The sequence below is a fragment of the Pseudomonas sp. B10 genome (assembly GCF_900156235.1).
GTDB lineage: Bacteria > Pseudomonadota > Gammaproteobacteria > Pseudomonadales > Pseudomonadaceae > Aquipseudomonas > Aquipseudomonas siliginis.
Genome location: NZ_LT707063.1, coordinates 1,033,968 through 1,045,997, shown reverse-complemented (window position 1 = coordinate 1,045,997; position 12,030 = coordinate 1,033,968). Strand labels below are relative to the sequence as shown.

Below are 12,030 nucleotides of genomic sequence, written 5' to 3'. Positions count from 1 at the left end.
TTCCCACGCTCTGCGTGGGAATGCCTCAAGGGACGCTCTGCGTTCCAATGGGACGCAGAGCGTCCCGGGCTGCATTCCCAAGCAGAGCATGGGAACGATCACTAGGGGTCAGCGTTTAACAGCGCTCGGCTTATGCAACTCCGCCCGCTTGCTCAACAAATCAAACACCGCCGGATACGCCGGCCGTTCGATGTAGCGTCCGGCGCCGCGTTCGGCGCGCAGGTCGCCGTCGGCCCAGACCACGCGGCCCTGGCTGACGGTGTGGCTCGGCACGCCGCGCACGGTCTTGCCTTCGAAGATGTTGAAGTCCACCTGCTGATGGTGGGTCTTGGCGGAAATGGTCCGAGTGCCTTGCGGATCCCACAGCACCAGATCGGCATCGGCGCCCACGCGGATCGCACCTTTGCGTGGATAGAGATTGAATATCTTCGCGGTGTTGGTAGAGGTCAGCGCAACGAAATCCTGCATCGACAATCGTCCGGAGTTGACGCCTTCATCCCACAACACTGCCATGCGGTCTTCGATACCAGCGGTGCCGTTGGGAATCTTGCTGAAGTCGTCGCGCCCGGCAGCTTTCTGCTCGGCGCAAAAGCAGCAGTGGTCGGTGGCGGTGGTGTGCAGATTGCCGTTCTGCAGCCCGTGCCACAGCGCCTCCTGATGGCCGCGCGGACGGAACGGCGGGCTCATCACGTAGCCGGCGGCGGTCTGCCAGTCCGGGTGTTGATAGACGCTGTCGTCGAGCAGCAAGTGCCCGGCCAGCACCTCGCCGTAAACCGGCTGGCCCTTGCTGCGGGCATAGGTGATTTCGTCCAGAGCTTCCTTGGTGGAAACGTGCACCAGGTACAACGGCGTGCCGATGGTTTCGGCAATGCGGATCGCCCGGCTCGCGGCTTCACCTTCGACCTGCGAAGGTCGCGACAGCGGATGCGCTTCCGGCCCGGTAATGCCCTGAGCCATCAACTTGCGTTGCAGGTGATAGACCAGCTCGCCATTTTCCGCGTGCACGGTCGGCACCGCACCAAGTTCCAGGCAGCGCTCGAAACTCGCCACCAGAGTGTCGTCGGCGGCCATGATCGCGTTCTTGTAGGCCATGAAGTGCTTGAAGCTGTTGATGCCGTGGTGGCTGACCAGCTCGGCCATTTCCTCGCGCACCTGTTCGCTCCACCAGGTGATTGCGACGTGGAAGCCATAGTCCGACGCAGACTTTTGCGCCCAGCCGCGCCACTGATGAAACGCTTCCATCAGCGATTGCTGCGGATTGGGAATCACGAAATCGATGATCGAGGTGGTGCCGCCGGCCAGGCCGGCAGCGGTGCCGCTGTAGAAATCCTCGCTGGCAACGGTGCCCATGAACGGCAGTTGCATATGCGTATGCGGATCGATGCCGCCGGGCATCAGGTACTGACCACTGCCGTCGAGCATTTCTGCGCCGGCGGGAATGTCGAGGTTTTCACCAATGGCTTTGATCACGCCGTCAGCGCAATACACGTCGGCGCGGTAACTTTCATCATGGGTAACAACGGTGGCGCCACGGATCAACAGAGACATTCCGAATTCCTCGCAGGCATGACCGACTTGTGCCGGTTCTAAATGTTTTATTGAAGTACAGCGGCGCAGTTCGTATTCCTGTCATCGCTGTCAGGAATAGAAACTAGTCGCGATTTCAAGAATGATCAAGAATATTTTTTATAAGCTTATAGCTGTTTCAAGCTATTGATAAATAAAGATAAAAAAGAGAAATCACCAAAATGGTGAGGCCGTTCACCATTTTGACGCACTTGACAGGATGGAAATATGAGCAAGATTTCCTATGTGAAATCAGCCGCTTGAAGTTGTGCTGCGGTTGCGGGTTCACCGACGAAAATAAATGCAGTGCACCAGTTTGAGTCCTGACACTTCGGACAACTTGCCCGACGTTTAGCCTGAGCGTTCAGACAAGTTTTCCCGGACTCATCGAATATTCAATTAAAACTGATGAATATCAGAAAGTTGCAAAACATCCAGTGCACCGCCCAAGCGTTCAGCGCCAGACCCGGCACGTTTATTGATGCCGCCGCTGACACCATGGCCGGTGCATGAAAGTTGTCAGTTCCTCCGGCCATCGTCCGGCTGGCGTCGTATGCGCCAGCCGCCTGATGAGCAAAAAATAATCAGAAAAACAGTGGAGCGGCCATGCAACAGACCAGATCACAAGTGACCGAGCGCGACGGCTTGTACGAGCTCGAAGCGGGCAGTGATGTCCTCGACAGTCCCCGCTACAACCACGACATGGCACCGACCAAGGTGCGCGAGCGCACCTGGAACAAATGGCACATCACCGCGCTGTGGGTCGGGATGTCGATTTGCGTGCCGACCTACACCCTCGGCGGCGTGCTCACCGCCTATTTCGGCTTGAGTGTCGGCGAAGCGCTATTGGCGATTCTGTTTGCCAACGTCATCGTGTTGATTCCACTGACCCTCAATGCTTTCCCCGGCACCAAGTACGGCATTCCGTTTCCGGTGCTGCTGCGCTCGTCGTTCGGCATTCTCGGTTCCAACGTGCCGTGCCTGATCCGCGCGTTGGTGGCGTGTGGCTGGTTCGGCATCCAGACCATGTTCGGCGGACTGGCGATTCACCTGTTCCTCGGCTCGGTGTTCGAGGGCTGGAAGTCCCTCGGCGGCACCGGCGAGGTGATCGGTTTCATGGTGTTCTGGGCGCTGAATCTGTGGGTGGTGATTCGCGGTGCCGAGTCGATCAAATGGCTGGAAACCTTGTCGGCGCCGTTGTTGGTGGCGGTGGGCATCGGCCTGCTGGTGTGGGCGATGCCCAATGTGTCGATGACTGAATTGCTGGCGATCCCGCCCAAGCGTCCGGAAGGCGCCAGCGTGGTCAGTTATTTCGCAGCAGGGCTGACGGCGATGGTCGGGTTCTGGGCCACGCTGTCGCTGAACATTCCCGACTTCAGTCGCTACGCCAAGAGCCAGAAGGATCAGATCCTCGGGCAGATTTTCGGCCTGCCGCTGACCATGTTCCTGTTCGCCGCACTGGGCGTGGTGATGACCGCCGCATCGGTGAAACTGGTCGGCGTCACCGTGTCCGATCCGGTCACGCTGATCGGCCATATCCAGAGCCCGGTGTGGGTGGCGGTGGCCATGGCGCTGATCATCGTTGCCACACTGTCGACCAACACCGCCGCCAATATCGTCTCGCCAACCAATGACTTCCAGAACATCGCGCCGAAGGTGATCAACCGCACCAAAGCGGTGTTGCTCACCGGTCTGGTCGGGCTGGTGCTGATGGGCCATGAACTGCTGAAAAAGCTTGGCCTGATCGTTTCCGACATCAGCCTGGAAACCGTGTATTCGAACTGGCTGCTGGGCTACTCAAGCCTGCTCGGGCCGATCGCCGGGATCATGGTGGTGGATTATTTCCTGATCAAGAAACAGCGACTGGACCTCGCCGGGCTGTACCGCGATGACGTGTATCCGGCGTGGAACTGGGCGGGTTTTCTCGCCTTTGGCGTGCCGGTGGCGCTGACCTTGCTGTCGCTGGGCAGCGACGTCTTCAGCTGGTTCTACAGCTATGGCTGGTTCACCGGCTCGGCGCTGGGCGGGATTATTTATTACGGGCTGTGTGTGATGCGGGCGCAGCCTTCTGCCGTGAAAACCGCGGTGTGAGCAAGGGGCTTTTCGCGAGCAGGCTCGCTCCCACATTGGAAATGCATTCTCACTGTGGGAGCGAGCCTGCTCGCGAAGGCGATGCGCCATACACCGCCGAAACTGATCGTTCCCACGCTCTGCGTGGGAACGCAGCCCGGGACGCTCCGCGTCCCAACAGCGGACGCAGAGCGTCCATGGATGAATGCCCACGCAGAGCATGGGCACTATCGGCATCAGCATTGAGGAGATCCCCATGAACGCAGCCGTAGACGTTCTGCAGTCCACCCATCAGCACATCAACCGCGATCGCCTCTGGGCCTCGCTCATGGAACTGGCGAAACTCGGCGCCACGGTAAAGGGCGGGGTCTGTCGCCTGGCCCTGACCGACCTTGACCGCCAAGCCCGCGACCTGTTCGTGCAGTGGTGCAAGGACGCCGGTTGCAGCGTCACGGTCGATGCCGTCGGCAACATTTTCGCCCGGCGCGCCGGGCGCAACCCGAACCTGCCGCCAGTGATGACCGGCAGCCACATCGACACTCAGCCCACCGGTGGCAAGTTTGACGGTTGCTTCGGCGTGCTCGCCGGCGTCGAAGTGCTGCGCACCCTCAACGACCTCGGCGTGGAAACCGAAGCGCCGCTGGAAGTGGTGGTCTGGACCAACGAAGAGGGCTCACGCTTCGCCCCGTGCATGATGGGCTCCGGGGTCTTCGCCGAGAAATTCACCCTCGAAGAAACCCTCGCCAAGGTCGATGCAGACGGCGTCACCGTTGGGGAGGCGCTGAACGCCATCGGCTACGCTGGTCCGCGCCAGGTCAGCGGGCACGCGGTTGGCGCGTATTTCGAAGCGCACATCGAACAAGGCCCGATTCTCGAGGACGAAGAGAAAACCATCGGCGTGGTACTCGGCGCGCTCGGGCAGAAGTGGTTCGACCTGAAATTGCGCGGCGTCGAAGCCCACGCCGGCCCGACGCCGATGCACCTGCGCAAGGACGCCCTGGTCGGTGCCTCGGTGATCGTCGGCGCCGTCAACCGCGCCGCCCTCGGCCATCAGCCCCACGCCTGCGGCACGGTCGGCTGCCTGCAAGCCTATCCCGGCTCGCGCAACGTCATCCCCGGCGAAGTGCGCATGACCCTCGACTTCCGGCATCTGGAGCCGGCGCGGCTGGATTCGATGATTGCCGAAGTGAAACAAGTCATTGAGGCGACCTGCGAAGAGCACGGCCTCACCTACGAACTGACCCCGACCGCCGACTTCCCGCCGCTGTACTTCGAAAAGGGCTGCGTGGAGGCGGTGCGCGGTGCCGCGAAAGGGCTGGGTCTGTCGCACATGGACATTGTCAGTGGCGCCGGGCATGACGCGATCTTTCTCGCCGAGCTAGGTCCGGCCGGGATGATCTTCGTGCCGTGCGAGGGTGGGATCAGCCATAACGAAATCGAGAATGCCGCACCGGATGATCTCGCGGCGGGGTGTGCGGTGTTGCTAAGGGCGATGCTCGCGGCTTCGGCGATGGTGGCGGACAGCGAGCGTGCCGCCTAAGGTGAACACACCCAGTAAACCTGTGGGAGCGAGCCTGCTCGCGAATGCGCCGGGTCAGTCACCGAATGGTCTATCTGACCCAGCGCTTTCGCGGGCAGGCTCGCTCCCACAGGGGATTTCTGGCGATTTTGAGGCCGTGGCACGATCCCGAACCGCTGCGGTCGTACTCTTCACCTAGCCGCATCACAGTGTGGAGATCCAATGAGCCAGGAAGTCCTGACCACCGAAACCAACCGTCGCCAGTTGCAGCAGATCATCGCCGGGCTGTCGGACGGGGTGATTCTGCTGGAACTCGACAAAAGCATTCTCTGGGCCAACGAAGCGGCGCTGACCATGCACGGTGTCAGCACCATCGGTGATCTGGGCAGCAACGCCGACGAGTACGCCAAACGCTTCACGCTGCGCTATCGCAACAATCATGTCTTGCCGCCGGACAACTACCCGATCAGCCGCGTTGCGCGCTGCGAGGCGTTCAATGATGTGCTGATCGAAGTCTCGTCCGTGGACGACCCGGAGCGGGTCTGGGTGCACAGCGTGCGCAGCATGGTGCTGACCGACCGCGTCGGCCAGCCCGAGTCGCTGGTGCTGATCATGAGCGACGTCACCGATTGGGCCAACGCTGAGCTGCGTTTTGAAAAAACCTTCAATGCCAACCCTGCACCGGCAGTGATCTGCCGACTCAGCGATTTGCGTTACATCAAGGTCAACCCGGGCTTTCTGGAGATGACCGGCTATACCCGCGATCAGGTGATCGGTACCTCGGCGTATGAAATCGATATTTTCGAGCAGGCGGATCAGCGCGATCTGGCTGTCCAGCGCTTGCGTGATGTCGCGACCATTCCGCAGATGCAGGCGGAACTGCGCCTCCCCGACGGTGGCAGTAAACAGGTGATCGTTGCCGGTCAGCCGCTGCTGCTCAATGACGAGAATTGCATGCTGTTCTCTTTCGTCGACATGGAGCCCCGGCGCCGGGTCGAAGTGGCCTTGCGTCAGAGCGAGGAGCGCTTTGCCAAGGCTTTTCGTCTGACTCCGGTACCGATTCTGATCTGCACCGCGGAAAAGCAGGAGGTCATCGACGTCAATCAGGCGTTCCTCGATACCCTGGCCTATGACAGCGATGACGTACTCGGCAAAACCGTGACGCAATTGAGCTTCATCCACGATGACGGCGCGCGCACCCGGTTATTGTCGGCGTTGGCGAAGAACGGTCGGGTGGATCGGGTCGATGTGCCGGTGCGCAAGAAGGACGAGGAGTTGCTGGAGTGTGCGGTCTCGGCCGACACGGTGAACATCCACAACACCTCCTGCTACCTGCTGGTGTTGATGGACATGACCGAGCGCAAGCGCACGGAGCTGGAGCTGGTCGCGGCGATTGAAGAGGTGATGAAGGATGCGTCGTGGTTCAGCCGAACGTTGATCGAGAAGCTGGCCAACGTGAAGAAGATCAACTCGCCGCAGCTGCCAAGTGCCTCGTTCACTGACCTGACGGCCCGTGAGCGCGATGTGCTCGGCTTGATCTGTGAAGGACTGGCGGACAAGGAGATCGCCGCGCGGTTGAAACTGGCGCCCAACACCGTGCGCAATCATGTTGCCACTGTGTACTCGAAAATCGATGTGCATAGCCGCAGCGAGGCGATCGTCTGGGCTCGGGAGCGCGGTTTGTTTTCGGGAGAGTGGGGCACCAAGGGCCAGCGCTGAGGGGTGCAAATGCACTAGTTACAAGGGTGCAAATTCATGTATTGGCCAAGGCGTTGTGTTCTTAGGCTGATGGGGTGCGGTGTGAGCCATTTCTGGCCTGCGATCGTGCCCCTTTTGAAACAGTCATAGGAACAACGTCAATGATGAATCTTGCGCAGTTGCGCGCTCGGCTCGAGCACAGTTTTGCGCCGCTGGCTTGTGAGTGTTCGGTGGATGGTGATCATTCGCTGACGGTCAAGTTGTATCACCGGGATTCGGGGCAGGTGGATCTGGTGATCAGCGGGCTCGATTTGGCTTCGCTGCGTACGCCCGGGGCGGTCGAGGCGTTGGTGGATGAGTTGCGGTATGAGCTTGAGAGCAATTCGTTGCGTTCTTCGCGGGATCCGGATTTGGCTTAAGCGCGCTTTGGTCTTGGCGGCCTTTGGGCCGGCCATGCTCTGGGGGGGTTGGGTGTATATCCGTTTCTGCGGGTGTTGCAACTTACGGTTTCGCCCTTACGGCGAGGCACTTTTTCCAGACGCCGAAAAAGTACCCAAAAAGGCTTCGCCCTGACGTTCGGCCCGCTCGCTGAGGCTCGGGGTTCCTTCGCTCCGGGATCGATCCTGGCGCAGCGGCTCCGGTTTGCTTCGCTGCACCTACACTCGCTGTGTACGACTGCGTCGTACGGTCGCTGCGCTCCCACGCCCGGATCAATCCCTCCACTCAGCCTGCCGACGGGCTCTGAGATCAAGATCAAAAGCGGTACTCGAGCTAACGCTCATTGTTTTGAGTAGTGAAGAGCGGATGAGCTTTGCTTTTTGCTCTTCTGTGGGAGCGAGCTTGCTCGCGAAGGCGTCCTGACAGCCGACCTGGTTGTTACTGAATTCACTCGATCAAAACTTGTAGGAGTGAGCTTGCTCGCGAAAGCGGAGTTTCAGCCACAGATGAGTTGACTGACCTGACGCCTTCGCGAGCAAGCTCGCTCTCACAGTTTTAGCGGCGTAAACCCTCTTCCGGGCAAAAAAAACGGGGCGGCCCGATCATTGATCAGGCCGCCCCGTTTTTCTGTCAGGCGAACAGTCTTTCCGTCAGCGATCAATGCATCTTGCTGTGATCGTGGGCGCCCATGTTGGTCAGCGCGCGAACCGGTGCTTTGACCTCAATGATTTCTTTCTCGCCCTTGGCGTTTTCCACGGTAAGGGTCAGCGGCACGCTGTCGCCTTCCTTCAACTGACCGCTCAGGCCCATCAGCATGACGTGGTAGCCGTTCGGGTCGAAGCTCACGGCTTTGCCGGCAGGCAGCTCAACGGACTTCACCGGGCCCATGGTCATCACATCGTTCTTCATGCTCATTTCATGAATCTGCACGTCCTTGGCCATTGGCGAGGCAACGCTGAGCAGCTTGCTGTCGGTGTCGGTAGTGACGGTCATGAACGCGCCGCTGGCGGACTGGGTCGGCACGGTGGCACGGACCCAGGCGTCGTCGACTTTGGTCTGCGCCGACACCTGGAAGGCCAGGCCGAGCAGGGACAGTGCACATACGGTGCGTTTGAGGTGATTCAGAACGGGATGCATCAGCAGACCTCCATAACAGTAAGCAAATCTTCCGTGCACTCTTGGGCTGTCAGCGAAGTGGACAGGCCCAGGCGCAACTCACCACGCGAGTCGTAGACGTAGCTGGTGGACGTGTGGGAGATGGTGTAGGTGTCGCCGGCCGGGACTTTCTCGTAGAACACGTCGAATTCCTTGGCGGTGGCCTTGGTTTCCTCAAGCGTGCCGTACAGCGCGACGAAGCTCGGGTCGAAGGCTTTGACGTAGGCGTCGAGGATCTGCGGCGTGTCGCGTTCGGGATCGAGGGTGATGAACACCACTTGCAGGCGGTCGCCGTCGCGGCCCATGAGTTTCTTGATCTGCGCGGCGCGGGCCAGGGTGGTGGGGCAAACGGCCGGGCATTGGGTGAAGCCGAAAAAGATCATCGGCATCATCCCGCGAAAGCTCGACAGCGACATGGTTTCGCCTTCGGGGTTCTTCAGCTTGAAGGTGCGTCCGAGGATCTTGTCGCTCAGATCCTTGCCGTACTTGTACGACAGTTGGCCACGGGTGTCGCAACCGGCGAGCAGGCCGAGCCCGAGCACGCCCATTCCCGCAAGTACCTTGCGGCGAGTCAACAAAGCCGTCATCTAATACCGCCTTTTGCAGCCCGCAAGTCGGCAGGACTGGCGGGGGGTTAACCGTAAAAGCGCCGCATGATAGCAAACTGAGGCTGATCGCCGGCTGCCGATCGCCGCGCGGTGCGGGATCGGACGACAAAAGGTGTAAGAAGAAATGACGAATAAGCCATGCGTTCGCCGCGACCAAACTCGATTTAAATAGTATGACGATTGGAGGCGAGCGCAGAAACACGTACTCTTGCCGCTGCGCTGCAAAGACCAAAACAACAACAGGAGTCTGTAATGCAACCGATTCGTCTCGGCCTGGTGGGCTACGGCAAGATCGCCCAGGATCAACACGTTCCCGCCATCCTCGCCAACCCGGCGTTCCAGTTGGTGGCGGTCGCTACCCAGGGCGAACCTTGCGCCGGGGTGGAGAACTTCCAGTCGCTGGGCGAACTGCTCGAGAACGGTCCGACCGTCGATGCGATTGCGTTCTGCACGCCGCCGCAGGGGCGCTTCGCACTGGTGCAACAGGCGTTGGCGGCCGGCAAGCACGTGCTGGTGGAAAAACCGCCGTGTGCGACATTGGGCGAGGCTATGGCCCTGGTCGATCAGGTCGCCGATCAAGGCGTCAGCGCTTTGTTCGCCTGGCATTCACGCTACGCACCGGGCATCGCCGCCGCCCGCGACTGGCTGGCCAGCCGCACCCTGCAAAGCGTACAGATTGACTGGAAGGAAGACGTGCGCAAGTGGCATCCGGGTCAGGCATGGATCTGGCAACCGGGCGGCCTCGGCGTCTTCGATCAGGGCATCAACGCTTTGTCGATCATCACCCACCTACTGACGCTGCCGCTGTTTGTCGAAGCCGCCGAACTGCGCGTGCCGAGCAACTGCCAGTCGCCGATTGCCGCCTCGATCAAAATGTCTGACCCACATCAGTTGGACGTACGCGCCGAGTTCGATTTCGACCATGGTCACGACGAACTGTGGAGCATCGAAATCCGCTGCGCCGAGGGCGTTCTGCGCCTGGACAACGGCGGCGCCGTGCTGAGCATCGACGGCGTGCGCCAAAGTGTGTCGGAGGAGGGCGAGTACGCAGCGGTCTACCGCCACTTCCAGCAATTGATCAGCGACAAGGCCAGCGACCTGGATCTGCAACCGTTGCGCCTGGTGGCGGACAGTTTCTTTGTCGGTAGTCGGGCGTTGGTTGAGCCGTTTTACGATTAAGGATCGATTGTCCGGTTTGAGTGGACGGTGAAACGCTTTTCAGCCGATTTATCCCTTTGCTGTGCGTCAGTAATCTGTACCCAACTTGAACGCAACAACAAAACTTCAAACTTGAAAAGGGACGCACACCATGACCACTCCAACCTACAACCGCCTGAACAAAGACGACGCTATCGTGCTGCTGGTTGACCACCAGACCGGTCTGATCTCGCTGGTGCAGGACTTCTCGCCGAACGAGTTCAAGAACAACGTGCTGGCGCTGGCGGATCTGGCCAAGTTCTTCGACCTGCCAACCATCCTCACCACCAGCTTCGAACAAGGCCCGAACGGCCCGCTGGTACCGGAGTTGAAAGAAATGTTCCCGGACGCGCCGTACATCGCTCGACCAGGTCAGATCAACGCTTGGGACAACGAAGATTTCGTCAAGGCAATCAAGGCCACCGGGCGCAAGCAGATCATCATTGCCGGTGTCGTGACGGATGTGTGTGTAGCGTTCCCGACCCTGTCGGCACTGGCGGAAGGTTTTGATGTGTTCGTGGTGACTGACGCGTCCGGCACCTTCAACACCACCGTGCAGCAAGCCGCGTGGAGCCGCATGACTCAGGCCGGCGCACAGATGATGAATTGGTTCTCTGTAGCATGTGAGCTGCACCGCGACTGGCGCAACGACATTGAAGGCCTGGGTAACCTGCTGTCGCAGCGCATTCCCAACTACCGCAACCTGATGAACAGCTACTCGGCGCTGACGCAGCAGAAGTAATCCTCCCATCCAAAGCGAAAGCCTGCCTCGAAAGCAGGCTTTTGCGTTTTCTACAGAACGCCGTTCGTCCATTGTCGGGCACTTGTCACGCAAGGGCATTTCACACGTTCAGGTACCTATCGCTGAATACCTCGGAGAACGACATGGACATTGATGAAAACGCACCGGGCAACCAGTCGCAACAAGCCGTGACGCGCACCACCGACAACGAGACCGGGCACGATCCCAAGCGCGAAAACCCCGAGGTGCCTTTGCCGCCGGACGATCAGGCGCCTGTCGAGGAAGACATGTCAGATGTGGATGCGGCCAACTCGGTGTCAACCGAACATCCGCCGTCACGCTGATCGAGCGATTTGATCGATGCCTCCCACTCTGGAATTAGAGTGAGAGGCTCTCCCGCGCACCCTGATGCAGTTCAGTCACCGACATCGTGAAAACCAGTATCGACCGGCCATGGTTGGCATAACCATGCGCCACATCCGTCCGCGCTACCGCCGAACACCCAGGCCCGACAATCAGCTCGGCATCGCCAACCGTCAAATGCAACGTGCCTTTCTCGACGTGAAACAACTCGGTGGTGCCGTTCGGGTGACCGGCTGAAGCAAACGACTCACCGGGAAACAACTCCCAGCGCCACAACTCGAGCATGTTCGGGCCGCTGGTGCCGGCCAGCAATCGTGCCGAACCGCCCAGTTCACCGGTCCATAGCGTAGGGATGTCCTGACTGTCGATCAGGTGCGCTGCCGGGGTCGCGGCGACATTGACGAAGTCCGCCACGGACAAGCCCAGCGCTGCGGCGATCTTGCACAGCGTCGCGATGCTGGGGTTGGCCGAGCCTTTCTCGATCTCGACCACCATGCCTTTGCTCACGCCCGAGCGTCGGGACAGTTCGTCGAGCGTGATGCTCTGTTGTTTGCGCGCGTGTTTGAGCGTGCGGGAAACCGCTGCGCTTACAGTCTGAACGTCGGCGCCGGCCTCGGTCGATATATTGACTTTCTTGGTCATTGATCGCTAGCATCGTTTGAAATTCGGGTATG

11 protein-coding genes are annotated in these 12,030 nt (G+C 60.0%); 7 read left to right on the top strand and 4 right to left on the bottom strand.

Features of this window, described 5'->3' with window-relative positions; all coding sequences use genetic code 11:
• Positions 1 to 108: 108 nt before the first annotated feature.
• Positions 109 to 1,548, bottom strand: coding sequence for a dihydropyrimidinase (hydA, locus tag BXA01_RS04650; protein WP_076563395.1), 1,440 nt, complete (start codon positions 1,546 to 1,548; stop codon positions 109 to 111).
• A 624-nt stretch (positions 1,549 to 2,172) separates the two neighbouring features.
• On the opposite strand from hydA, the gene BXA01_RS04645 reads away from it, so the two are divergent.
• From BXA01_RS04645 to BXA01_RS04625, 4 genes are all read left to right on the top strand, one after another.
• A complete protein-coding gene (locus BXA01_RS04645; RefSeq protein ID WP_076563394.1) occupies positions 2,173 to 3,657 on the top strand; it encodes an NCS1 family nucleobase:cation symporter-1 in 1,485 nt (494 codons plus the stop codon).
• A gap of 235 nt (positions 3,658 to 3,892) precedes the next feature.
• Positions 3,893 to 5,176 (top strand): Zn-dependent hydrolase, encoded by a 1,284-nt coding sequence (locus BXA01_RS04635; protein WP_076563392.1) that lies wholly within the window; start codon positions 3,893 to 3,895, stop codon positions 5,174 to 5,176.
• A gap of 201 nt (positions 5,177 to 5,377) precedes the next feature.
• Entirely contained in the window at positions 5,378 to 6,874 is a 1,497-nt protein-coding gene (locus tag BXA01_RS04630; protein WP_076563391.1) for a helix-turn-helix transcriptional regulator, read from the top strand.
• A gap of 140 nt (positions 6,875 to 7,014) precedes the next feature.
• A complete protein-coding gene (locus BXA01_RS04625) occupies positions 7,015 to 7,272 on the top strand; it encodes a DUF1652 domain-containing protein (protein WP_024013284.1) in 258 nt (85 codons plus the stop codon).
• 676 nt (positions 7,273 to 7,948) lie between these two features.
• On the opposite strand, the gene BXA01_RS04620 is transcribed toward BXA01_RS04625, so the two are convergent.
• Together BXA01_RS04620 and BXA01_RS04615 are read right to left on the bottom strand one after the other, a co-directional pair.
• Positions 7,949 to 8,428, bottom strand: a complete 480-nt coding sequence (locus tag BXA01_RS04620) for a copper chaperone PCu(A)C (protein ID WP_076563390.1) — start codon at positions 8,426 to 8,428, stop codon at positions 7,949 to 7,951.
• Positions 8,428 to 9,033 carry an SCO family protein gene (locus tag BXA01_RS04615; RefSeq protein ID WP_016774221.1) on the bottom strand — a complete coding sequence of 202 codons (606 nt, stop codon included), beginning with the start codon at positions 9,031 to 9,033 and terminating at the stop codon, positions 8,428 to 8,430. Before BXA01_RS04615 ends, BXA01_RS04620 begins: the two co-directional genes overlap by 1 nt.
• A gap of 273 nt (positions 9,034 to 9,306) precedes the next feature.
• Between BXA01_RS04615 and BXA01_RS04610 the strand changes: the two genes are divergently transcribed.
• From BXA01_RS04610 to BXA01_RS04600, 3 genes are all read left to right on the top strand, one after another.
• Positions 9,307 to 10,233 carry a Gfo/Idh/MocA family protein gene (locus tag BXA01_RS04610; protein ID WP_076563389.1) on the top strand — a complete coding sequence of 309 codons (927 nt, stop codon included), beginning with the start codon at positions 9,307 to 9,309 and terminating at the stop codon, positions 10,231 to 10,233.
• Positions 10,234 to 10,363: 130 nt separating this feature from the next.
• The gene (gene ycaC / locus BXA01_RS04605) at positions 10,364 to 10,993 is read left to right on the top strand and encodes an isochorismate family cysteine hydrolase YcaC (RefSeq protein WP_016774235.1); all 630 of its coding nucleotides are present in this window, start codon (positions 10,364 to 10,366) and stop codon (positions 10,991 to 10,993) included.
• 143 nt (positions 10,994 to 11,136) lie between these two features.
• Entirely contained in the window at positions 11,137 to 11,337 is a 201-nt protein-coding gene (locus BXA01_RS04600; RefSeq protein WP_071171863.1) for a hypothetical protein, read from the top strand.
• A 34-nt stretch (positions 11,338 to 11,371) separates the two neighbouring features.
• On the opposite strand, the gene BXA01_RS04595 is transcribed toward BXA01_RS04600, so the two are convergent.
• Positions 11,372 to 11,998 carry a helix-turn-helix domain-containing protein gene (locus BXA01_RS04595; RefSeq protein WP_076563388.1) on the bottom strand — a complete coding sequence of 209 codons (627 nt, stop codon included), beginning with the start codon at positions 11,996 to 11,998 and terminating at the stop codon, positions 11,372 to 11,374.
• Positions 11,999 to 12,030 lie beyond the last annotated feature (32 nt).